This is a genomic window from Xanthobacter flavus (assembly GCF_017875275.1).
In the GTDB taxonomy this organism is placed as follows: Bacteria; Pseudomonadota; Alphaproteobacteria; order Rhizobiales; family Xanthobacteraceae; genus Xanthobacter; species Xanthobacter flavus_A.
The window spans coordinates 3,827,582-3,850,555 of record NZ_JAGGML010000001.1 but is presented as its reverse complement, the minus strand read 5'-3'; the positions used below and the strand labels follow the sequence as shown (position 1 = coordinate 3,850,555).

Sequence of the window (22,974 nt, the reverse complement as noted above, 5' to 3'; positions counted from 1 at the left end):
GTTACGAGGATCAGCCATGTCCCGCCTCCTTCAGGTAGCGATAGACCATCTGCCGGCTCACGCCGACGATCTCGGCAATGTCGCCTGGGCGAACACGGCCTTGGTCATGCAGAAAGAGGCTCAGGCTCTTCTTCTCGGCCGTGTCGAGCTCGCGGTTTTTGAGCAACTGCGGGCTGCCCGCGCGTGAGGACTGCACTGCCATCAAGATCTGCGCGAGGCTTGGCTCCTGATGGCCGAGAACGGCGCGCCGGCGAACCGCGAGCGCGATGTTCTCGATGTCGGCGCCGCTTAACCCATCCGATGCCCTTGCCAGAAGATGTGCATCATTCAGCTTGGTCTCGTCATCCTGATAAAGGAAATGCAGCCACAGGCTGCCCCGCACATCCTCGCTCGGCAGTCCAAGTTCGACCTTGTATGGGAAGCGGCGCCAAATAGCCGGATCCAGCAGGTGCGGATGGTTAGTGGCTCCGATCGTAACGACGTCGTTGGGGAGCGAGTCCAGTCCCTGCAGGACCGTGTTCACGACGCGCTTGAGCTCACCGAGCTCATGCCGGTCGTCACGCAGCTTGGCAATGGCATCCATTTCGTCCAGGAACAGCACCGCATTCCGGGCTGGGACGAACTCGAATATGCCGCGGATGTTCTTCGCCGTTTCGCCCAAGCGCGACGAAATTAAGGAGTCCAGCCGCGCCACATAAAACGGCCGCTGCAGCATGGCTGCTATCGAGCTTGCGAGAAGTGTCTTGCCGGTGCCAGGAGGTCCGTACAGCAGCATACTGAGCTGCGAGGACACCCCCTTTTCGGTCAGCAAGTGAATGTTTTTCGCATCTTCGACCAATTGCGAGACCGTCTGTCCGGCTTCGCCAGACAACATCACCGGGGTGGTTGGCCACTGGCCTTCCTCAACGAGCGGCAAGCGGGACCCGGCGTCACGCGGGAGGGCCTCGGCATACCCTGAGGCCTGAAGCGGCACGCCGCGTTTGCGGAGAAGGGTCTGCAGGGCCTTGGCCCCCTCAAGATCCTTCTGCTCGGCCATCAGCTTGGCAATATTGGTGCCAATGCGGCGCACGCCGGTGTAGTCCGCGGACATCGCGGCGTCGATGAGGGCTGTGATGAGTGATTTGTCAACATACATGGCGTTATTGTCGCGAAACGATCGCCATATGTCAACTCAATAATGATAATTGTAAACCATCTATCATGGCGAGGGCTCAGTGCAGGTTCTGCAGCGAGCCTACCGATCGCCGTTTCAAGCTGCGATAGGGTCATTTCCCATAGCGTAGTCGTACAGGTCGCTTTTGGTGGCATTCCAGGTGGCGGTCGGCGCTGTGCTGCCCGATCGCACACTACCGCCAGCCTTCGACCGGTAGCGAAGCCAAGCCCCTCATTTCGAACGTCGGCTTCCGGGCAGGCGTCGAAGTTCTGCTCTTGGCGCATCAGGAATGGGGGCTCCGCACTTTTGAGCAGAGCCCCTATTATCCACTATCCGCTCAGAGCGCCCGCTTGATCTCAGCGTAGCTTCCGCTGGTGCGCAGCGTCACGGTTACGTCCGAAGTGCCGCGGTTGCGCCAGAACCAGCCGTGGTTGCCATCGAAGGCGGCTTCCAGCACGCCGTCCGCCCCCGGCACGCCGCGGCCCTTCTGGTAGCTCGTCTCCTGCCCACCACCGTCGCCATGGAGGTCGAAGTTCACGACGCCGCCGGTGACGGCCCAGGAAAAGTTCACCTTCGCGCCCTGGACCATCACCATCTTCACCTCGGCCCCTTCGCCGGGCTTCAGGGTGATGGACATCTTGTCGTTGCGGTGCGCCGGTGTTGTCTGGGCAGCCGCGGGACTAATCAGAAGTTCGGCGAAGAGCCGGTCGAGGAGGCCGGATCGCCGGTCAGGCGTCGGGACAGCAACGGGAACAGCACCCTGCTGGCCTGCCGTCCGGTCCTTCTCCGCCTCTGCTGCGAGTTGGGCCTTGATCTCACCCATCTCGGCGAGCCCCAGCATGCGGCCGATGCCGGTCGGATCGATGGCATATTCCGCCGGCAGCACGATGGAGACGAGGATCGCCGCCGCGGCGACGATGGCGATGAACGTGGAGCGCAGAAGCTGGGCGGAGGTCGGCAGCTCGGCGCGGGTCGGGATGTCGGTATTGTACATGGTTGGTCCTTTCGGGAAGCTCAGGAAACGAACCAGCCGGTGAGCTGATAGCCGATCAGCACGAACCCGGCCGTCATCATGACGACGTTGGCGGTATAGGCGTGGCGGAAGAAGCTCGGTGTCCTGCGCCAGAAGCCCATGACGATGAGGATGGCGGCGAGCGCCAGGAGTTGGCCGATCTCGACCCCCACGTTGAAGGCGAGGAGGTTCGGCAGGAGTCCGTCGGGCGAGATGTCGTAGTCGATGATCTTGGTGGACAGGCCGAAGCCGTGGAAGAAGCCGAAGATCAGCGTCGCAAGCTTGGTGTTGGGCTGGAAGCCGAACCAACGCTGGTAGGCGCCCATGTTGTCGAGCGCCTTGTAGACCACCGACAAGCCGATGATGGCGTCGATGATGTAGCTGTTGATGCCGACGTTGAAATAGACGCCGAGCAGCATGGTCGTGGAGTGGCCGAGCGCGAACAGGCTCACATAGATGCCGATGTGCTTCATCTTGTAGAGGAAGAAGATCACGCCGAGCAGGAACAGGATGTGGTCGTAGCCCGTCACCATGTGCTTGGCGCCGAGGTAGATGAAGGGCAGAATGTTGGTGCCCGTGATTTCCTGGATATAGCCCTTGTCGCCTTCGGCGACGGCGTGAGCAAGGGCTGCGCCGGCGAGAAGCGGCAAGGCCAGGACGGCGGCGAACAGGGAGAGGGCGAGGCACCGGCGCGCGCATGCGCGCGGCGGGCCCTGATGGACAGGTCCGTGCATGAGAATTCCGTTCTTCGTTGATGAGGGAGGCCGCGCGAGCGGCCGCGATCATGGGACGAAGGCGGTTTTTGGGGGACGCTCGTGCCGGAACGAGGTTTCGAGACCGGCAAAGACTGGCGGATACGGATGCCAGGCGCGGCCCATGGGCGCAACGGGCGCGTTCACCACCGACAACGTGTTCGGTGTCTCGTGCGAATGGTCCGCGGGATTGTGGCCATGGGCATGGCCGGGGCTCTGCTCGTCTTCCTGGCCATCGTCATGGACATGGCCATGATCCGCGATCCGGGCTGCCAGCTCGGCATGGCGCGAGGCCTCGGCGACCGCCAGCGCGGTGGGATCGTGGGAGGCGGAGCGGCCGGCGGGCGACAGCAGCAAGCCGATCGTCATCGCGAGCGCGACGACGAGGCGAAAGGCGGTGCTGAAGGTCCAGTTCGGCATGCGCAGGGACAATCCGCGAAAATCCTGACGAAACGGTGTCGGACAGAATCACTGCCCCATCGCTGCTTGTGATATCCCCTCCAGGGGGATAGCATTAAGCCATGACCGAGCAGACCCATCTCCATGAGACACACCCCGAGATCGTCAAGCGGCTGAAGCGGGCCGATGGCCATCTCAAGGGCATCATCGAGATGATCGAGCAAGGTCGCCCCTGCCTCGACATCGCCCAGCAACTTCAGGCGGTCGAGAAGGCCATCGCCCAGGCCAAGAAGACGCTGATCCAGGACCATCTCGACCATTGCCTTGAGGACGTCGTCGGTCCGCTCGCCCGGGAGCAGCGGCGCTCGATCGACGCGTTCAAGGAAATCACCAAATACCTGTGAGCTCCGCATGCCCTCATTCGCCGACCTGATCCAGCAGGGCGCCGTCCCGGCTGGGGCTGGCGTGACCGACGATGTGTCTTTGTTTCCACGGTGAACGGGAAAAGCCCCTCTCCCATGCTGCGCGTCCTCGCCAACCGCACCTACCGCCACCTCTTCCTGGCCCAGGTCATCGCCCTCATCGGCACGGGCCTTGCCACGGTGGCGCTCGGACTCCTCGCCTACGACCTTGCGGGGGCCGATGCCGGTGCGGTGCTCGGCACGGCGCTCGCCATCAAGATGATTGCCTATGTGGGGGTAGCGCCGGTGGCGGCGGCCTTCGCCGAGCGCCTGCCGCGGCGGACAATGCTCGTCGGCCTCGATCTCGTGCGCGCCGCCGTGGCGGTGCTGCTGCCCTTCGTGACCGAGGTCTGGCAGGTCTATGTGCTGATCTTCGCGCTGCAGTCGGCATCGGCCGCCTTCACGCCGACCTTCCAGGCGACCATCCCCGACGTGCTGCCGGTCGAGAAGGACTACACCCAGGCCCTCTCCCTCTCGCGGCTCGCCTATGACCTCGAAAGCGTCGCCAGCCCGATGCTGGCGGCGGCGCTCCTCACGGTCATCGGCTTCCACAGCCTGTTCGCCGGAACGGTGGTAGGCTTCCTGGCCTCGGCCGCCCTCGTCGTCTCGGTCCTGCTGCCAAGCCCCATCCCGACCGAGCGCCGCGGAATCTACGACCGCACGACGCGGGGCCTGCGCATCTACCTCGCCACGCCGCGCTTGCGCGGGCTGCTCGCGCTCAACCTTGCCGTCGCTGCGGCGAGCGCCATGGTCATCGTCAACACCGTGGTGCTGGTGCAGGCCCAGTTCGGGCTGGGCCAGAGTTCGACGGCGTTGGCGCTTGCCGCCTTTGGCGGGGGCTCCATGATCGCCGCGCTCCTGCTGCCGCGCCTCCTCGACACCATTCCCGACCGGAACGCGATGCTCGCCGGCGCCTCGGTCTTGGCGGTTGGGCTATTCATCGGCGCCTGGGTTCCGAGCTACGGGCTCCTGCTGCCGCTGTGGTTCGCCCTGGGCCTCGGGTATTCGCTGGCCCAGACGCCATCGGGCCGGCTGCTGCGCCGCTCCTCCCACCCGGAGGATCGCCCGGCGCTGTTCGCCGCGCAATTCGCTCTGTCCCATGCGTGCTGGCTCTTCACCTATCCCCTCGCCGGCTGGATCGGCGCCAAGGTGAGCCTGCCGTTCACCTTCGCGGCGCTCGGGCTCGTGGCGACCGCCGCCGTCCTGGCGGCCATGCGGCTGTGGCCTGCCGAAGACCCGGACGTGCTCACCCATACCCACGGCGCGCTGGACCGCACCCATCCCCATCTGGCCGATGCCGTGGCGGCCGAAGGTGGTCTGCGCCATGCCCACGCCTTCGTCATCGACGGCAACCATCCCGAATGGCCGCGGCCGGCATGATCTCTCTAATTCTCTCCTATCCGAGATGACGGCAGGTGAACGATCTTCCCATCTATCTCGGCCTGTTTCTGACGGCGCTGGCGGCGGCCACCATCCTGCCGATGCAGTCGGAAGCGGTGCTCGTGGGGCTCCTCCTTGCCGGCTACCCGCCGCTCCCGCTGCTCGCTGCCGCAAGCATGGGCAACGTGCTCGGATCCGTGATCAACTGGCTGCTGGGCCGAGGCATCGAGCGGTTCAAGGGCCGTCATTGGTTCCCGGTGAGCGAGGCGGGACTGGCACGGGCCCAGCACTGGTATGGCCGCTATGGCAAGTGGTCGCTGCTTCTCAGCTGGGTGCCCATCATCGGGGACCCCCTCACCGTGGTCGCCGGCGCACTGCGCGAGCCGCTGCCGACGTTCCTCCTCCTTGTCTTCGTCGCCAAGATCGGACGCTATCTCGTCCTGACCGCCGTCACCCTTCAACTTGCATGAGGGCCCGTCACAAGGCGGCCATGACGGGCGAGCAAGGCTCATTCTGATGGGAACGATCCTTGATCTCCAGCGCTGGCTCTATGGTGGCGCGCTGGACGCGCTGAACGCCTTGCGCACGGTGGGCGTCGGCGGCTTGCCGGCGCTGATCGGCGCGGCTTTCGGCTTCGGCATGCTGCACGCGCTGCTGCCAGGCCACGGCAAGGCGGTGCTGGCCTCCCACTATGCGGGAGACGGCCGCCTTCTGGGCGCACTCGGCGCCAGCACCGTCCTCATCCTCACTCATGTGGGGTCGGCGGTGCTGCTGGTGCTCGGCGGTTTCGTCGTCCTGCAGCGGACCATCGGCGGCGCCGGCCGCGCGCCCGTGCTGGAGCATGCGAGCCAGATCCTGATCGTCCTGATCGGCCTGTGGCTGCTGTTGCGGGCGCTGCGGCCGCATACCCACGCGCATGACCGGTCCGGTCCGGTGCTCGCCTTCGTCACCGGCCTCGTGCCGTGCCCGCTGACCACCTTCATCATGACCTATTCGCTCGCCAACGGCCTCCTGGTGTCGGGTCTTATCCTCTCCGGGACCTTCGCCGCCGGGATGATCGTCACCGTCGCGTCGTTCCCGTTGCTGGCGGTGCTGCTGCGCACGCGGCTCCTGCCGCTGCTGGCCCGCACAGAAACCCTGAGGGCTCGAACCGGGTACATTCTGGAGGTCGGCGCGGCGCTGGGGGTGATCCTGCTCGGCCTCTGGCCGCTGATCCGCTGAGCCCGCCGGAGCGTCGGACGCTGTTATTGCTCTTCCGGTGGCTTGATGTGCCGGAAGGCCTGGAGCAGCGCGATGTCGTAGAGGATCTTCAGCGCTCCGCAGAGGATGAATGGCCATGCCTCGTAGCCCGCGGCGAACAGGGCGCCGGCCAGCATGGGGCTCAAGGCCGCGGCGAGGCTGCGCGGCACCGAGGTGATGCTCGCCGCGGCCGCGCGCTCGGGCGGCGTCACCACCGCCATCACGAAGGAGGAGCGGGTCGGCACGTCCATCTGCGAGAGGGCGGAGCGCAGCAGGAGCAGGCCGAGCGCCGCCTCCAGGCTCGGCACCACGGCGGCGAGGATCAGGCAGAGGCTGGAGGGAATGTGCGTGAACACCATGGTGTTCACCAGACCGATGCGCCGCGACAGCCAGGCCGCCACCGGGAAGGAAAAGGCGGAAAGGACACCCGACCAGAAGAAGAACAGGCCGGCGGCCGACAAGGACAGGCCGAAGCGCGAGAACAGCCACAGCGCCATCAGGGACTGCACGGCAAAGCCGCCCGCGAACGCATCGATGGAGAACAGGGCGGCCATCCGGTAGACGATGCCACGGGAGGGGCCCAGCGCGGAGGCGGATCGCGCCTCCGCGGACGCCGCGCTGCGGGGAATGCGGCTGTAGAAGACGCTGCCCGCGATACCGAGCACCGCGTAGAGCGCGAACATCCCTTCCAGGGCGGCGAGGCGCGACACGCCGAAGTCGGCCAGCAGGTCCGGGCCCATGGCGGCGAGCGCACCCACCGCCGCCGCCAGCGCGCCCATGAGGCTGTAGCGGGCGAAGGCCGAGGTCCGCGCCTTGTCAGCCACCAGATGGGAGAGCGCCGCGTGCTCCAGCGGCACGAAGATGCTGACGCTGCCGGAGGACGGGTTGATGGTGCCACAGAAGGCCACGAGCAGCACCGCCCCATAGCTCGCCGACTGGGTGAAGGCGAGGCCGGTCGCCACCATCAGTCCGGAGGCGGCGATCAGCACCGTGCGCCGGTCGATGCGGTGACCGAAAAAGCCGATGGCGAGGGTCATCAGCGCCGAGCCGAGGAGCGCGGTGGTCGCCACCACGCCGATCTGGAACACATCGAGGCCGATCGCCGAGAGGTAGACCGGCAGCAGCACTGCGACGAAGCCATCGCCGAAATCCCGCAGCGCCCGCGCCGCATAGAGCGAGGAGACGGGGGAGAAGAGGCCCTGCCCTTCAGCCGCCGGACGATTCAGAACCTGGGGCACTGGCGCAACTCCCAATTCAGGCGGCAGTTGGATACGTCGCGCGAGTTCCGCCGGCCCAAGCATAGAGAGCGTCGTAGATGACGAAGCCGCGCTTCAGCAGATCGTGGTCGTCGGGCGTCACCTCGCGCAGCCCCTTCGAGATGGCGAGCAGGCCGGCCGACTGGGGCGTGAGGTCCGGCCGGCTGGTGTCGGCCCCGCGCACGATGTCGGCGAGGGCAACGATGGCCGGATCTCTCTGAAGGCCGTAGTGCGCCACAAAGGCGTCGAAGCTGCACTTGTCGCCCGCATGACCGAACGCCACGCCAGGCACGTCGAACGGCGTCGCACCGGTCTCCTCGGCCTTGCGGATCACATCCTCAGGGGGCGCGAACAGGAATTCCGGCGCCGCGTCGATGAAGCGCGCGATCAGCCAGGGGCAGGCGATGCGGTCGATGACCGGGCGGGCGCGGGTGATCCATTTCATGAGCCGTCTCCTTGCCGGGCACGGCGGGCTCTGATCTCCGCCAGCCATGAACAGACGCTACGCTGGCATTGTTAGTGATACAAGTGTTGCATTTCATATTCTCGATGATACGATTTTCTCATGAGCGACGATGACGCCACCGAACAGCGCTGGCTGCTGCTGATCCACCAGCTTCCCACAAAGCCGGCTTACTTCCGCGTCAAGATCTGGCGGCGGCTGCAGGGCATCGGTGCCGTGGCGGTGAAGAGCTCGGTCTACGCCTTGCCGGCCTCGGCCGAGACGCAGGAAGATTTCCAGTGGCTCGTGAAGGAAATCGCGGCCGGCGGTGGTGAGGCCATGGTCTGCGAGGCCAGGCTCGTGGACGGCCTGACGGATGCCCAGGTGAGGGCTCTGTTCGACGCCGCGCGCGATACCGATTACGCCGCGATTGCAGAGGACGCCCGCGCCATCACGGCTGCGCTGGATGCCGAAGCGAGCGGCGAGAAGCGGGCGGATGCGCGGTCCCAGATCGGCCGCCTGCGCCGGCGGCTCTCCGACATTGTCTCCCTTGATTTCTTCGAGGCCACCGGGCGCGTCGTCGCCGAAGGGCTCATCCTCGAGCTTGAGGCCCGAACCGCGGAGGACACACCCATGCCATCCCCGTCTGCCGCCCTGCCGGCCGATCTCAACCCTCTCGCCGCGCTCAAGGGGCATGTCTGGGTGACGCGGCGCGACGTGCATGTGGACCGCATCGCCTGCGGCTGGCTGATCCGGCGCTTCATCGATCCCGATGCCGAGATCCGCTTCGTCCCCGGCAAGGGCTATGTACCGAAGCCCGGGGAGCTGCGCTTCGACATGTTCGAGGGCGAGGTCACCCACGAGGGCGATCGCTGCAGCTTCGAGGTGCTGCTCGGCCGCGCCGGCCTCACCGATCCCGCCCTTCAGGCGGTGGGCGAGATCGTCCACGATATCGACCTCAAGGACGGCAAGTTCGGCCGCGATGAGGCCGGTGGCATCTCAAGCCTCATCGCCGGCATCGCCATGAGTGAGCCGGACGACGCCCAGCGCCTCGTGAAGGGCGCCGGAGTGTTCGACACGCTCTACCAGTATTTCCGCGCCAGGCGTCCATAGCCTCAAACGCGTAGACCCAAGGAGATACATCATGGTCAATCTGGACGGCGCCCGGGAGGCGCCGGCCCTGGGCACGGCTGTGCCCGATCAGGGGCCCATTCAAACGGCGCCCAAGGCACACGGCATCTCGTTTGGCGAAGCCTGCCGCGTCTGGGCCCGCGTCGCCGCCTTGAGCTTCGGCGGACCGGCGGGGCAGATCGCGATGATGCATCGCATCCTCGTGGAGGAGAAGCGCTGGATCGGCGAGGAGCGCTTCCTGCACGCCCTCAACTACTGCACGCTCTTGCCCGGCCCGGAGGGGCAGCAACTCGCCACCTATATCGGCTGGCTGCTCCACCGCACCAAGGGCGGCCTCGTCGCCGGCACCCTGTTCGTGCTGCCCGGCATGATTGCCATCATGGCGCTCAGCTGGATCTACGTGCTGTTCGGCAATGTGCCCGCCGTGCAGGCGCTGTTCTTCGGCCTCAAGGCGGCGGTGCTCGCCATCGTGCTGGAGGCCGTGTCCCGGATCGGCAGGCGGGCACTGAGGAACAACGTGATGGTGGCTCTTGCCGCCAGCGCCTTCATCGCCCTGTTCGTGTTCCAGGTGCCGTTCCCGCTGGTCGTCCTCGCCGCCGGCGTGATTGGCTATGTCGGCGGGCGGGCCGAACTGGCGGCATTCCAGCCGCGCAAGGGGCACGCGAAGTTCGGCGCGACGCAGGTGGCCGATGCCGACACAGCCCTCGGCGAAGAGGTCCCCGACCATGCCCGGCCGCCGGCCAGCTGGTCCTTCAAGATCGGCGCCATCTTCCTCGCGCTCTGGCTGGTGCCGGTGGCGGCCCTGGTGCTCCTGCTCGGCCCCGGCAATGCCTTCGGCGACATTGCGGTGTTCTTCTCCAAGATGGCGGTGGTCACTTTCGGCGGCGCCTATGCGGTGCTCACCTATGTGGCCCAGCAAGCGGTGGACTCCTATGGCTGGCTCAAGCCCGGCGAGATGCTGGACGGCCTCGGCATGGCTGAGACCACGCCCGGCCCGCTGATCATGGTGGTGCAGTTCGTCGGCTTCCTGGGCGCCTACCGTGATCCCGGCAGCCTTTCGCCGCTTCTGGCCGGCACCCTCGGCGGGCTGCTCACCACCTGGGTGACGTTCGTGCCCTGCTTCCTGTGGATCTTCATCGGCGCGCCCTATGTGGAGACCCTGCGCAGCAACAAGGCGCTGTCCACGGCACTGGCCGCGATCACGGCCGCGGTGGTGGGGGTGATCCTCAACCTCGCAGTGTGGTTCGCCATGCACGTGCTGTTCGGCGAGAGCACGACGCTAAATGCGCTGGGGCTGGGGCTGGAGGTGCCGGTGTTGTCCTCGATCCGCCCAGCGTCCCTGATCCTCACTCTTGCCGCCGTCGTCGCCGTCTTCCGCTTTCACCTCGGCATGCTGACGGTCCTGGCAGGCTGCTCAGTGCTCGGGCTGCTCTACGGCCTCTCGGGTGGGCTCATATAGAGTATTTCCGAACTGAATCTGGTCGCTCTTACTCTCGACTTCACTCCCCTGCTTCCGCGGCTAAGTCCTCGTCAATGAGGCGAAACGGAACCCCGATTTGATGACCTGCTACGAACGTCCGGAGATGGCATGCGAGCGAATGCCTGCAGTTGGCGCATCCTACAGGTCAGACACCCTTCGCCGCTGCCTCCGGTTGGCCGACAGAGCTCGATTGTGGCTCTTGTGGCTCTACATCTCTCGTGAAATCATGGATTTCAAGCTGTTCCAGGCAGATTCAGATGGTAGCGCGTGTATCGGCGCGCGCCGGTTCGCGTCAGCGCACCTTTCTCGACCAGATCGTGCAGGTCGCGCGTGGCGGTGGGGCGTGAGGTGCCGGTGATCGCGATGTAGTTCTCCGCGCTCATGCCCCCCGTGAAGCCGCCGGGGCCCTCACGGAACAGGCGGGCGATCACCTTCTCCTGCCGTTCGTTCATCATGTCGCGGAAGCGATCGTAAAAATGCGCCTTGGCGATGTGGAAGGCGACGCGGCCGAGCGTCGTCTGCTGGGCCGCGATGATCGTTTCGGCGAAATAGACCAGCCAGCCCGTGACATCGAGCGTCCGCTGATGGACCTCGAGCTGGTCGTAATAGGCCTTGCGGTGCTGCTCGATGGTATGGGCAAGCGCGATCAGCGTCGGCTGGCCAATGTTCTGGGCGAGGGACTTTTCCGCCATGGTTCGGCCGATACGGCCGTTGCCATCCTCGAAGGGATGGATGCTCTCGAAATAAAGATGTCCGATCCCGGCCCGGGTGAGCGCCGGCAAGGGCGTTTCACCGTCGGGAGCCGAGCCATTGAACCAGGCGAGATAGGCGACCATCTCTTCTGGAACTCGAGAGGATGGCGGCGCCTCGAAATGCACGGTGGGCCGATCCTGGCGGCCGGACACGATCTGCATTGCCTCTTCATGGCGACGGTAGCCGCCGATCGTCTCCAGATGCCGGCTGTCCGCCAACAGCATGCGGTGCCAGCGGAATAGCATGTCGGCGTCGAGGGGATCGGCCCAGCTCCGATAGAGATCGACCATCATCTCCGCGATGCCACGCTCTTTCGGCTTCACGTTGCGATTGTCGGTGTCGAGGCCGAGCTGACGGCGCAGGGAGGATTGCACGCTGAGGCGATCCAGCATCTCCCCCTCGATCGCGCTGGTCTTGACCGCCTCGTCGCTGAGGAGTTCGATCCGCAGCAGGTCGCGCTCGCCGTCGCTCACATGCCGAACCGCGCCGATCACCTCGCCGGTGAGCAGCAGGAACTGCCGCTCCAGCGGTTCGAGGGCGACCGGATCATAGGCAAAATGCGGCCAGCCGTGCTGCGTCCAGTTCCACACCATGAGCGATAGAATTCCTTTCTATAGCTCATATAATAGCGGAATTGTGATTGATAGATAGCCGTCCTATCGCTCATGGCAGCGCGAGGGAGAACTGAGAGCGTGATGCCGGGTCGATAACGTGACGCGCGCGACCAAGGGGTGAATGGTCCACCTGCTGCCGAGCGATACCCAATGTGCGCTACGATCGATTGAGGATCAGGAATGGCACATGGGATTCGGCGTCTTCATTCACCGCTCGGACTCGATCTATGACGACAGCCCGGCTGAGCGGTATCAGTTCCCGCGCCCATATCTGGGACGCGTCGAGGCCTGCGTCGGCGACTGGATCGTTTATTACGAACCCCGGAAAGTGGCGGAGACCCGCGGCTATTTCGCGATCGCCAGGGTCGAGCGCGTCGTTCCCGACCCCACCGCTCCGGGCATGTATCTCGCTCTCATCGAACCGGGCAGCTATCTCGATTTTGCCAGCCCGGTACCGTTCACCGATGCGGATGGCGTGGTCGAACGCGGTGTGCTGAACGCGGACGGGCGCATGTCGGGGCGTGCGCAAGCCGCCGTGCGTCCGCTCTCGCCGGGCGATTTCAACCGGATCGTCACTCTTGGGCTGAATGATAGCGAGCCGCTGCTGCCCCGCGTCGACGGGGGCGCGTCCCTCTCAGGCTTTGAAGAAGAACAGGCGCCATTCGCGTTCGAGCAGCCCCGCGAGCGCGTCGAGGCTCTGTCCTCTCGCATCGTCCGTGACCGCATCTTCCGGCGCGTCGTGCTGCGCGCCTATGACGAGCGCTGCGCCATCAGCGGGCTCAAGCTGATCAATGGCGGCGGGCGTGCCGAGGTGGCCGCGGCGCATATCCGCCCGGTGGAAGCGAATGGCCCCGACATCGTCAGCAACGGACTGGCACTGTCGGGCACGGCCCACTGGATGTTCGATCGCGGGCTGATCAGCCTCTCGGATGATCTGGACATCCTCATTTCCCGGCAAACCAACGATCCCGACGGCGTGCGCGCCTTCATCAACAAAGACGGCCGCGCCATTGCGCCCCGCAGGCTGATCGAGCGGCCCCATCCCCACTTCCTGCGCTGGCACAGGGAGCATTGTTTCAAGCCGTGAAGCGGGGGCTTCCTATGCCGCTTCCCAACCCTGTTGAGTATAGGTGCGGAGAGGGCCGCCTTGTCCTGCGGCACGAACCGGCCGTAATGCTTGGCCACCATGTCCGGCCTGTCCTTGATGGCGTCGCTCGCCTGCTCGTAGGACCCGGTCTGTTCCAGAATATGGGTCGCGAGCACGTCACGGTCATGCGTCCAGGCTTGCGGATTCATTCGACCCGGTAGTCGTCGACATTCGGCGGAGATCAGGACATATCCGTCTGGTCGAACACAGCCGGAAATCCTCGCCATGGCGCGAAAGCCAGCACTTTCCATAGAGGCATTGACGGCCCTGGGTGCCGAAAAGCTGGCGCGGCTTGTGCTGGACGAAGCGGAGCGCAGCGCGGCGTTCCGCAAGCTGGTCTCGGCGGCGCTGGCGGGGCAGAAAGGTCCGGACGCCATCGCCAGGATCGTCGATCGGCGTCTTGGTGCGCTGGAGAAGGCGCGCGGCTTCATCGACTGGGACAAGGCGCGGGCCTTTCGCGATGATCTCGCCGCGACGGTCACGGTGATTGCGAATGCGTTGGGAGACGCCTCGCCCGCCATGGCCTTCGATCGCCTGCTGCGCTTCATCGCGACGCATGAGAGCGTGTTCGAGCGGATCGACGATTCGTCCGGCCGCATCCAGGACGTCTATCATCAGGCCATCGCCGCCGCTGGCGCTCTGACCCCCAAGCTTGCGCAGGCTGACGCCGCTGAACTGCCGGCACGGGTCATGGCCGTGTTGGGAAACAGCTCCCATGGCTATCTGGCCGATGTCGCGCAGGTGGTGGCGGACCATCTGCCGAAAGAGGCGCTTCGCACCTGGGATGCCGATCTCGCCGCCCGCCAGCGCGGTGAGGAGGCGAAGGACGCCAAGGCGGCGCATCGCCACTTTTACTCGAACGCCTCGCAAGTTCGCGAGATCCGGCAGATCATCGCCGACAGCCTCGGCGACCTCGACGGGCTGATTGCCCTGGAGGCGAAGAAGCATCCGAACCTTCAGGACACCATCGGCATGGCCACGCGCCTGCTGGAGGCCGGCCGGACAAAGGAGGCGCTTGACTGGATCCGGCGTCCCACATCCCGTGGCCTCCCCTATCTGTCGGCCGAGGATCTCGCCGATGGCTTGGCACCGGACACCGACCCGTTCTCGCAGCGCACGGGCCTCGAGGCGAAGATATTGGAGGCGGTCGGACGGAAAGACGAGGCGCAGGCGCTGCGCTGGTCGGCGTTCGAGGCCACGCTTCATGCCGGCATCCTACGCGAATACCTTGCCGCCGTGCCGGATTTCGAGGATTTTGCCACCCTCGACCGGGCTTTCGCCCACGCGCTGGCCTCTGAACACATCTACAACGCGCTCGCATTCCTGGTGGAATGGCCGCGGCTCGATCTCGCCGCCAGGCTGGTGGTCGAGCGCCGGGGCAAATGGGACGGCCGCCAGTATGACATGTTGCCGCCGGTCGCCGACGCTCTGGCGGCAGATCATCCGCTGGCCGCCACCATCCTGTACCGGGCGCTGCTCGACGACATCCTCGCCCGTGCCCGCTCCAAGGCCTATCCGCATGCGGCGCGCTACCTCGGCAAGCTCGACGAACTGGCCGTCGGCGCAGACGCGGAGGCCGGCATGCTCAAGGATTGGGGGCGCAATGGCGACTACCGCGTCGGTCTGGAAAAGGCCCATGGCCGAAAATCCGGCTTCTGGTCGCTGGTGAAGTCACGTTGACACCCCCCTCCGTTGCCAGGCGGATGCCGATCGACCGAGAAGGCCATTCTGTGATGGGACACGGCGCTCACCATCAGGATCGCGAATCTGAGATGTCTTCGGTGATTTCCTGCGCCAATCTCGGTCCCTTCGCGAGCCGCCGTCCCAGTGCCGCGACAAACGCCTCATAGCGTTCCCCCGCCTTGGCCCTGGCCGCCTGTGCCGCCGGCTCGGGCAATACCGGCGTGGTGGCCAGCCAGAAGCGGATGAACACGGCCAGCGTCTCGACTGAGATGCCGACGTCGCGCTCCATCCGCGTCATCCGTCTGTCCAGCTGATCCAGGCGCTTGGCGATCGCGGCCTCGCGCCGCTCGGCTGCGTCGGGAGACAGGAACGATGCAATGGCGGCTTCGGCGATCAGGGACTGAGGCTGGTCGCGCCGCGCGGCATAATCTGCGAGCAACGCCATGGCGTCCGGATCGAGATAGACCGAGATCTGCGCCTTCTTCTTGCGTGGAGCCATCGCCGTCATAGCTCCAAGCCGTCGTTGGGATCGAGCGCGACCTGACGCGCGACGCCCTGCATGAGACGGGTCATGCGACTGGTCCGGGCCACGTCGTCGTCGGTCTCATCGAGCAGATCGATCTCGAACTCGTTGCGGGGTTGCGCAGGCGCCTCCAGCGTCTCCACCCGCGCCAGCTCCGGCTGGCGCCGCTGCTCTGAACCCGTGGTGTCCTCATCGTCGCTTCCCTCGACTATCAGGTTGAGCTGTGACGGCACCGGCAGCGGAAAGACGCTCCAGTCGTCGGGCTGACGATCGCGAGGGGCCTGGAGCTCCGGCGGGTGCAGCACCCGCTCCCTGAACCGCTCATCCTCGTAATATCGAGCCTTCCTCGCCCGGATCGGTGGCGTGCCAGCGACCATGACGATCTCGTCCGCAGGCGGAAGCTGCATCACCTCGCCGGGCGTCAGAAGCGGGCGCGCCGTCTCTGAGCGCGAGACCATGAGATGGCCGAGCCAGGGGGAGAGCCGGTGCCCGGCATAGTTCTTCATCGCCTTCATCTCCGTCGCAGTGCCGAGGGCGTCGGAGACGCGCTTTGCGGTGCGCTCGTCATTGGTGGCGAAGCTCACGCGGACATGGCAGTTGTCGAGGATGGAGTTGTTCGGGCCATAAGCCTTCTCGATCTGGTTCAGAGACTGGGCGATGAGGAAGGCTTTGAGGCCATAGCCAGCCATGAAGGCGAGCGCAGACTCAAAGAAGTCCAGACGGCCGAGCGCCGGGAATTCGTCGAGCATGAGCAGCAGACGATGGCGTCCGACCTTCGCCTTCAGGTCCTCGGTCAGGCGCCGGCCGATCTGGTTGAGGAGGAGACGGATCAGCGGCTTGGTGCGGTTGATGTCGGAGGGCGGCACCACGAGGTAGAGTGTCGTCGGCGCTTTCCCGCCGACGATATCGGCTATCCGCCAGTCGCAGCGCCGCGTGACCTCGGCGATCACCGGATCACGGTACAGGCCAAGGAATGACATGGCGGTGGAGAGCACGCCGGAGCGTTCATTGTCGGATTTGTTCAGCAGCTCGCGGGCGGCACTGGCGATGACGGGATGCGGGCCAGCCTCGCCCAGATGAGCGGTCTTCATCATCGCGTCGAGCGTGGTCTCGATCGGCCGCTTCGGATCGGAGAGGAAGGCGGCGACGCCGGCGAGCGTCTTGTCCTTCTCGGCATAGAGCACGTGGAGGATGGCGCCGACCAGCAGCGCGTGGCTGGTCTTTTCCCAATGGTTCCGCTTTTCCAGCGAGCCTTCGGGGTCGACGAGGATGTCGGCGATGTTCTGGACGTCGCGGACTTCCCATTCACCGCGGCGCACCTCGAGCAGCGGGTTGTAGGCGGAGGACTTGGCATTGGTCGGGTCGAACGGCAGCACGCAGCCATGCCGGGCGCGGAAGCCGGCGGTGAGCTGCCAGTTCTCGCCCTTGATGTCATGGACGATGGCCGAGCCGGGCCAGGTCAGCAGAGAGGGCACGACGAGGCCGACGCCTTTACCGGAGCGGGTGGGCGCGAAGCACAGGACATGCTCGGGTCCATCATGGCGCAGATAGTCCCCGCCATGGCGGCCGAGCACCACCCCATCGGGGCCGAGGAGACCGGCTGAGCGGATCTCGTCCGGCTCGGCCCAGCGGGCGGACCCATAGGTCTCGACCCGCCTTGCCTCCCGCGCCCGCCAGACGGAGAGGCCGATGGCGGCGGCGATGGACAGGAACCCGCCCGAGGCGGCAATGAGCGCACCCTCGGTGAAGATGGCCGGCGCATAGGCGTCGTAGAAATACCACCACCAGAAGAAGGCCGGCGGGTGATAGACGGGCCAGTGCCCCAGCACGAACCAGGGCAGACCGAGCCGGTCCTGGAAGCCCAGCCGCCAGGCGACATATTCCGTCGCCCCCCACGTGGTGGCCAGCACGATGGCGAAGACGGCGAGGATCTGGCCCCAGAGGATCTTGGTCGCGGACATGCGGCGGTCCTTTTTGCGCTTGAGGTCAGAGGCCGAGGCCGCGCGTGCGGCCGAAGGACCAGTCGATGCCGCCATCGGGCCGGGCGACGCCTGAGATGTGTTTGCCGAGCTACTTTTCGAGGGAGGGCGTCCACGGCACGAGCTGGAAGCCGAGGCCGTCGTCGATCATGGCGAAGCGCCCCGAGGCCAGGGCGAAGCGCTGGCGATAGGTGCCGGTGACGTACTCTCCAGTCCCGGCACGGTTGAATGGCTGCCCGGTCTCGGCGGCGAGCTTCTCGCCCAGTGCCTCCACCTCTCGCCGGCGCAACGTCTCGATCAGGTCACGGGCGAAGGCGACGCGCTGGCCCTGCCGCTCAGCCAGCCCCTCCCGGACCAAGTGGTCGGCCCGGCGATCCATAGCCTCACGCACCTCGGCGCCGAAGCCGCCTTCGGAGAGCGATGCCGGCGCGCGGCTGAGCGCCTGCCGGTCGAGCCAGGTGGCGCCCGAAGCTGTGACCTGCCGGTCGATGTCGAGGTCGGAGCGGACCGCGAGGGCAACACGGGGCTGGCCCCGCCCATCCTCAAACCTCCGGAGTTCGACGATGGAGCCGGCCGCGCCGTCGCCGGACGCATCGAGGTCGGGCAGTCGGATATGGTGGGTCCGCCCGTCGACGCCATCCACCACAGCGTAGGCTGTGCCTTTGAGCTCGTCATCAAGGCCACGTTCGACAAGCCGACCGATGATCGCACCGTCCAAGCTCTCTCCCGCGAGCACATAGCTCGCCGTGCCGCGCTCGATGCCCTGAGCGGTGAGCGCCCGATGCATCCGCTTGATGATGTCGCCGCGTTCGCCGAGGGCGCGCAGCGTCGCCTCAGCCTTCTCGTCGATGACCCATTGGCCGGGGCCGATCTCGTCGGCGAGGCGGAGGGCCTCGAGCTTGCGCAGCCGGCCGACCTTCATCGGCAGGAAGGCATCCGGCCCGCCGTCGGCATCGCGGGCCACGTCGATGACACCGGCCTCGCGCTGGTCGCGAACCAACTGGCGATCGAGCTGAGTCCAGCCCTCCGCATCCACCTGCCGCTCGACGGCATGGTGGATGTCGAGGTCGGTGCGCAGGCCCAGCTCCTGGGTGACCAGCTCCTGAGCACGAGCGCGCATGCCCTCCTTGATGTAGTCGCGGGAGATGACGAGATCCTGGCCATCGTCGGTCCGGCCCCGCACCAATATGTGGAGGTGGGGATTGTCCGTGTTCCAGTGGTCGCCTGGGGGCATCACGCACGTTGACGCCCCCAGGCCAAGTCGGCTGGTATCGGTGAGACTGTCGGAATGATGCAAACAGGTATCCTTCTCGCCTTGGCCTCGGCGGGCCTGTTCGGCGCAAGCACGCCGTTCGCCAAACACCTTCTGGGTTCCGTCGATCCCTGGATGATGGCCGGCCTGCTCTATCTGGGAGCCGGCCTCGGCCTCGCCGCGGTACATCTGTCCCGAACCGCTTTGCGGCTGCCAGCCGTCGAGGCGCCGCTGCGGCGGACGGACATGCCCTGGCTTGCCCTGGTCATCGTCGCCGGAGGCCTCCTTGCTCCTCTGCTGCTCATGTTCGGCCTGTCCCTCACCGACGCGGCGTCGGCCTCGCTGCTGCTCAATCTGGAAAGCCTCGCCACCATGGGCATCGCCTGGCTGGTGTTCCGCGAGAACGTGGACCGGCGGCTCCTGCTCGGTGCCTTCGCCATCCTCTCAGGTGCCGTCCTCCTGTCGTGGGAGGGGCGCATGTCCTTGCAATGGGGTTCCCTGCAATGGGGCGCCCTGCTGATCGCCAGCGCCTGCCTGTGCTGGGGGATCGACAACAACCTGACGCGCAAGCTCTCATCCGCCGATCCGGTCCAGATCGCCATGTTGAAGGGGCTGGTCGCGGGCGCCATCAACCTGCTCATCGCTCTTGCCAGCGGCGCCGGCCTTCCCTCGGCCGTCACTCTCCTCGCGGCGGGCGTCATCGGCTTCCTGGGCTACGGAGTCAGTCTTGCTCTGTTCGTCCTCGCCTTGCGCCATCTCGGTGCGGCGCGGACCGGGGCCTATTTCTCCCTCGCGCCGTTCGTGGGCGCGGTGCTCGCGGTCGTCATGCTCGGCGAGGCGATTTCGGTGCAGTTGGTGGTCGCCGGGTGCCTGATGGCGGTCGGCCTCTGGCTGCATCTGTCCGAGCGGCACGAGCACCCCCATGCCCATGAGGCGATGGAGCACGAGCATCGGCACGGCCACGATGAACACCACCGCCATGAGCACGAACCGGGGGTGCAGCCCGGCGAGCCGCACACCCACTGGCACCGGCATGCGCCGCTGGCGCATCGGCACCCGCACTATCCCGATCTCCATCATCGTCACCGGCACGGGACCTAAAGCCGTCCGCGCCTTCGCGGGGACGGTTCACCATCGCGGCAGCGCCCGGCCTGGAGCCGGGGCGTCTCAGGGGAGGTGCGCGCCGCCAGGAGAAGGGTCGTCGCGCCCCGCCCGGCGCGTCAGGGCGGACACCGTCACCAGCAGGGCTGCGAGGACCGCGAAACCGGCCCCTGCGGCAAAGGTCGCGGCGGAGCCGATCCGCTCCCACAGCACCCCCGCGACGACGCTCGCCACCAACATGGCGATGCCGGTGGCGAGATTGAACAGGCCGAAGGCGGAGCCCCGCAGCGTCGCGGGCGCGTGCTGGGCAACCAGCTTGGCGAGCAGGCCCTGCGTGAGCGCCATGTGCGCCCCCCACAAGGCGATGCCGAGAAAGGCGCCCCACAGCCCCGGCGCGAAGGCCAGCATCAGGTCCGCGCCGATGAGGACCGCCAGCCCCACCAGCAGCAGGTGCGTGGGCGAGGCCTGGTCGGACCAGGCGCCGGCGGGATAGGCGCCGGGCGAATAGACGACGTTCATGGCCACGAGAACGAGCGGCGCGAGGGCCAGCGGCAGGCCCTCGTCGTGCGCCTTCAGCACGAGGAAGGCTTCGCTGAACCGCGCAAGGGTGAACACCACGCCGATGCGACGACGCCCCAGAACGCGCCGTCGAACTGCCGGAGATTGGCGAGCCGCACCGGCGGCGGACGGCCGGTGGCGCCCTCCTCCCCGATGGCGCGATCCTCGACCCCCAGGATGACGCACGCCACCGCGAGCGCGCCGGGGATGAGGGCGAACCAGAATACCGTTCGCATGTCGTCGGCGAACAGCGCCATCAGCGCGATGGCGAGCAGCGGGCCGAGGAACCCCCCGACCGTATCGAGCGCCTGGCGCACCCCGTAGGCGCGCCCGCGGATGGAGGGCGGCGTGACATCCGCCACCAGCGCGTCCCGCGGCGCGCCGCGGATCCCCTTGCCGATGCGGTCGGCGAAGCGCGCGGCGAACACCATGGCCGGTGCGCCAGCGAGGGCGAAGAACGGCTTCGACGCGGCGCCCAACCCATAGCCGATGAGGATCAGCGGCTTGCGCCGGCCGATGCGGTCGGACAGGTAGCCGGAAAAGACCTTCAAGATGGCGGCGGTGGATTCACCCACCCCCTCGATGAGGCCCACCACGGCCACGCTGGCCCCGAGGGTCGCGGTGAGAAAGAGGGGCAGCAGCGCGTGGATCATCTCCGAGGAGATATCCATGAACAGGCTCACGAACCCGAGCGCCCAGACGGTTCTCGGAATCGACGGGCGCTTATCGCTGTCTTGAGCCGGAACAGGCATCATGGCTCTCAACTTGACGAACCCGACCGGCGCCCACAAGGGCTCGTGCGCCCTCGCCCCGATACGCTGCGCGCACCTGCGTCATACGGCGCTTGTCAGGTTGCCGTGGCGCGACGGGCTTTGCCGCGGGTCGCTTCAGTTCGAGGGAGAGGTCGGAAAGCCCCGAGGGTATCGGCTCCGTCCGCCTCGTTATCTGAGCTGCGTCTCAACCGGCAGGCCGTGCTTGCTCCAGGCCAGCATGGAGCCGTCATAGAGCATGACGTCCCGGTAGCCGAGCAGTTCGTGCATCACGAACCACGATATGGCGGAGACATGGGCCGTGTTGCAATAGGCCGCCACCGCCTGCTGCGGGCCGAGGCCGACGGCGGCATAGGCGCGGGCAAGCTCCTCCTTCAGGCGATAGGTGCCGTTCGCAGCGAAGTTTGCATCGAAAGGAAAGAGGGTCGCGCCGGGAATGTGGCCCGCCTTCGCGATGTTCGGGCGCTTCTCCAGGCCCACATAGAAGCTGAAGAACCGTGCGTCGAGAATGCCCGCATCCTTGCGCGTCTGGAGCGCCTCCATCTGGGCCGTGTCGGCAAGGAATTCACGCCGCGCAGGCCGGGCCTTGAAATTCCCGGTCTGCGCCGCCTCGTCCTCACCCCACACCTCGCGGTTCTCGGCCACCCATTTTGTCGTCCCGCCGTCGAGGATGGCCACCTTGTCGTGGCCATAATATTTGAGCTGCCAATAGACGTAGGCGGCATAACCCGCATCGTCCGGGCCCCGCCCCCGGTGGGTGAGTACGACCGCGGTGTCGTCGTTCACCCCGGCCGATCGCATGAGCGCCGAGAACGCCTCGGGCGGGAGGTTCATGTCGGTGATTTCCACGCCGCGTTCGGTGGTGGTGCCACGGGCCTTGCGGAAGTCGAGAGGCACCGCGCCGATGAGGTGGCCGCCTTCCTTGTAGCTGGTGTCGTCATTGCGCACGTCGAGGACGAGGACCTCGTCCTGGTGGGCTGCGAGCCATTCGCTCGACACCAGCGGGCCGGGAAGGTCCAGGGCGGCTGCCGGCACCGCAGGCACGGCCGCGAGGAGCCCCAAGGCAAGCACACCCGATAGCATTTTGAACATTGGCGTTTCTCCCATTTTGTTTGGTTTGGACTTCGGGGGATGGCGTAGCGTCAGCCCGCCGCGACCGGCAGTCCCGCGGCGCGCCATTCCGGCATGCCGTCTTCCATGCGGCGGGCCGAGAAGCCTTTGGCGCGCAGGCGCGCGACAGCCTCCACGGCAAGCAGGCAATAGGCGCCGCGGCAATAAGCGACGATCTCCGTCGCCGGATCGAGTTCCGCGAGACGCGCGTCCAGCTCCTCAAGTGGAATGCTGACGGCTCCGGGCACGTGGCCGAGGTCGAACTCCTCGCGAGGCCGCACGTCGATCACCGTGACGAGGCCCGCCTGCGCGCGCTCCACAAGGTCGGTGCGGCCGATGGGCTCAAGCCCGTCCCGCCCGTCGAAATAACGCGCAAGCAGAGCGCCGACCGTCGCGATGTTGCGTTCCGCAGTCTGCCGCAGCACCGACATGAGCTGGACGACCCCATCGTCCGCCAGCCGGTAGAGGACGAACTTGCCGTCGCGGCGGGCATCCAACAGGCCCGCGCGACGCAGCTGCTGCAGGTGCTGGGAGGCATTGGCCATGGAGAGCCCGGTCAGCCGTGCCAGCGCCTCCACGCTACGTTCGCCCTGGGCGAGGTGCTCCAGCAACTCCACGCGGTGCTCGTGGCCGAGGGCGCGCGCCACCGCGGCCAGCTCGGCGAACAGAGCGCGTTTGGGATCCGTTGACTTGCACATGATGGTAACGATACATCATTCAATCGATAATTTGAACGTATAATGATCCTGCCCATGCCGCAAGGGCATCGTGGGGAACCG

The 22,974-nt window shown here is 66.4% G+C and carries 20 protein-coding genes and 2 pseudogenes; 9 read left to right on the top strand and 13 right to left on the bottom strand.

Annotated elements, in window-relative coordinates; all coding sequences use genetic code 11:
* Nucleotides 1-10: 10 nt before the first annotated feature.
* The 4 genes from J2126_RS18240 to J2126_RS18225 all read right to left on the bottom strand — a co-directional run bounded on the left by J2126_RS18240 (nt 11) and on the right by J2126_RS18225 (nt 3,337).
* Nucleotides 11-1,135, bottom strand: a complete 1,125-nt coding sequence (locus J2126_RS18240) for an AAA family ATPase (protein WP_209488270.1) — start codon at nt 1,133-1,135, stop codon at nt 11-13.
* 355 nt (nt 1,136-1,490) lie between these two features.
* Nucleotides 1,491-2,147 (bottom strand): transmembrane anchor protein, encoded by a 657-nt coding sequence (locus J2126_RS18235; protein WP_209488269.1) that lies wholly within the window; start codon nt 2,145-2,147, stop codon nt 1,491-1,493.
* 20 nt (nt 2,148-2,167) lie between these two features.
* Nucleotides 2,168-2,899, bottom strand: a complete 732-nt coding sequence (locus J2126_RS18230; RefSeq protein WP_209488268.1) for a HupE/UreJ family protein — start codon at nt 2,897-2,899, stop codon at nt 2,168-2,170.
* Nucleotides 2,900-2,947: 48 nt separating this feature from the next.
* Complete coding sequence (locus tag J2126_RS18225; protein ID WP_209488267.1) at nt 2,948-3,337, bottom strand: hypothetical protein; 390 nt, start codon at nt 3,335-3,337, stop codon at nt 2,948-2,950.
* A 101-nt stretch (nt 3,338-3,438) separates the two neighbouring features.
* Here J2126_RS18225 and J2126_RS18220 point away from each other — a divergent pair, with 101 nt between their 5' ends.
* From J2126_RS18220 to J2126_RS18205, 4 genes are all read left to right on the top strand, one after another.
* Entirely contained in the window at nt 3,439-3,720 is a 282-nt protein-coding gene (locus J2126_RS18220; protein WP_209488266.1) for a metal-sensing transcriptional repressor, read from the top strand.
* Between the two features lie 114 nt (nt 3,721-3,834).
* Nucleotides 3,835-5,157: an MFS transporter gene (locus J2126_RS18215; protein WP_209488265.1), complete on the top strand. Its 1,323-nt coding sequence runs from the start codon at nt 3,835-3,837 to the stop codon at nt 5,155-5,157.
* A gap of 35 nt (nt 5,158-5,192) precedes the next feature.
* The gene (locus tag J2126_RS18210; RefSeq protein WP_209488264.1) at nt 5,193-5,627 is read left to right on the top strand and encodes a YqaA family protein; all 435 of its coding nucleotides are present in this window, start codon (nt 5,193-5,195) and stop codon (nt 5,625-5,627) included.
* A 46-nt stretch (nt 5,628-5,673) separates the two neighbouring features.
* Nucleotides 5,674-6,378 carry a hypothetical protein gene (locus J2126_RS18205; RefSeq protein ID WP_209488263.1) on the top strand — a complete coding sequence of 235 codons (705 nt, stop codon included), beginning with the start codon at nt 5,674-5,676 and terminating at the stop codon, nt 6,376-6,378.
* 23 nt (nt 6,379-6,401) lie between these two features.
* On the opposite strand, the gene J2126_RS18200 is transcribed toward J2126_RS18205, so the two are convergent.
* Together J2126_RS18200 and J2126_RS18195 are read right to left on the bottom strand one after the other, a co-directional pair.
* Complete coding sequence (locus tag J2126_RS18200; RefSeq protein ID WP_348634335.1) at nt 6,402-7,634, bottom strand: MFS transporter; 1,233 nt, start codon at nt 7,632-7,634, stop codon at nt 6,402-6,404.
* Nucleotides 7,635-7,650: 16 nt separating this feature from the next.
* On the bottom strand, nt 7,651-8,097 hold the full coding sequence (locus J2126_RS18195; protein ID WP_209488261.1) for a chromate resistance protein ChrB domain-containing protein: 447 nt from the start codon (nt 8,095-8,097) through the stop codon (nt 7,651-7,653).
* A gap of 120 nt (nt 8,098-8,217) precedes the next feature.
* Here J2126_RS18195 and J2126_RS18190 point away from each other — a divergent pair, with 120 nt between their 5' ends.
* Nucleotides 8,218-9,207, top strand: coding sequence for a chromate resistance protein ChrB domain-containing protein (locus J2126_RS18190; RefSeq protein ID WP_209488260.1), 990 nt, complete (start codon nt 8,218-8,220; stop codon nt 9,205-9,207).
* A gap of 31 nt (nt 9,208-9,238) precedes the next feature.
* A complete protein-coding gene (gene chrA / locus J2126_RS18185; protein ID WP_209488259.1) occupies nt 9,239-10,684 on the top strand; it encodes a chromate efflux transporter in 1,446 nt (481 codons plus the stop codon).
* Between the two features lie 254 nt (nt 10,685-10,938).
* Here the strand turns inward: chrA and J2126_RS18180 are convergent, their stop codons facing one another.
* Complete coding sequence (locus J2126_RS18180; protein WP_209488258.1) at nt 10,939-12,051, bottom strand: Fic family protein; 1,113 nt, start codon at nt 12,049-12,051, stop codon at nt 10,939-10,941.
* A gap of 208 nt (nt 12,052-12,259) precedes the next feature.
* Here J2126_RS18180 and J2126_RS18175 point away from each other — a divergent pair, with 208 nt between their 5' ends.
* Both J2126_RS18175 and J2126_RS18165 read left to right on the top strand, forming a co-directional pair.
* Nucleotides 12,260-13,159 (top strand): HNH endonuclease, encoded by a 900-nt coding sequence (locus tag J2126_RS18175; protein WP_209490312.1) that lies wholly within the window; start codon nt 12,260-12,262, stop codon nt 13,157-13,159.
* Nucleotides 13,160-13,444: 285 nt separating this feature from the next.
* Nucleotides 13,445-14,899 carry a DUF6880 family protein gene (locus J2126_RS18165; protein WP_348634334.1) on the top strand — a complete coding sequence of 485 codons (1,455 nt, stop codon included), beginning with the start codon at nt 13,445-13,447 and terminating at the stop codon, nt 14,897-14,899.
* Between the two features lie 73 nt (nt 14,900-14,972).
* Here the strand turns inward: J2126_RS18165 and J2126_RS18160 are convergent, their stop codons facing one another.
* From J2126_RS18160 to J2126_RS18150, 3 genes and pseudogenes are all read right to left on the bottom strand, one after another.
* Nucleotides 14,973-15,401 carry a CopG family transcriptional regulator gene (locus J2126_RS18160; RefSeq protein ID WP_209488255.1) on the bottom strand — a complete coding sequence of 143 codons (429 nt, stop codon included), beginning with the start codon at nt 15,399-15,401 and terminating at the stop codon, nt 14,973-14,975.
* A 5-nt stretch (nt 15,402-15,406) separates the two neighbouring features.
* Complete coding sequence (locus J2126_RS18155; RefSeq protein WP_209488254.1) at nt 15,407-17,386, bottom strand: conjugal transfer protein TraG; 1,980 nt, start codon at nt 17,384-17,386, stop codon at nt 15,407-15,409.
* Nucleotides 17,387-17,411: 25 nt separating this feature from the next.
* Nucleotides 17,412-18,626 (bottom strand): annotated as a pseudogene (locus J2126_RS18150) (DUF3363 domain-containing protein); the annotation flags it as partial.
* Nucleotides 18,627-18,692: 66 nt separating this feature from the next.
* Between J2126_RS18150 and J2126_RS18145 the strand changes: the two are divergent.
* Complete coding sequence (locus tag J2126_RS18145; RefSeq protein WP_209488253.1) at nt 18,693-19,757, top strand: DMT family transporter; 1,065 nt, start codon at nt 18,693-18,695, stop codon at nt 19,755-19,757.
* A gap of 66 nt (nt 19,758-19,823) precedes the next feature.
* On the opposite strand, the pseudogene J2126_RS18140 reads toward J2126_RS18145, so the two are convergent.
* The 3 genes and pseudogenes from J2126_RS18140 to J2126_RS18130 form a co-directional block, all read right to left on the bottom strand.
* Nucleotides 19,824-21,067, bottom strand: a pseudogene (locus tag J2126_RS18140) (MFS transporter).
* Between the two features lie 189 nt (nt 21,068-21,256).
* Nucleotides 21,257-22,177: a sulfurtransferase gene (locus tag J2126_RS18135; protein ID WP_209488252.1), complete on the bottom strand. Its 921-nt coding sequence runs from the start codon at nt 22,175-22,177 to the stop codon at nt 21,257-21,259.
* A gap of 50 nt (nt 22,178-22,227) precedes the next feature.
* Complete coding sequence (locus J2126_RS18130) at nt 22,228-22,893, bottom strand: ArsR/SmtB family transcription factor (protein WP_209488251.1); 666 nt, start codon at nt 22,891-22,893, stop codon at nt 22,228-22,230.
* Nucleotides 22,894-22,974 lie beyond the last annotated feature (81 nt).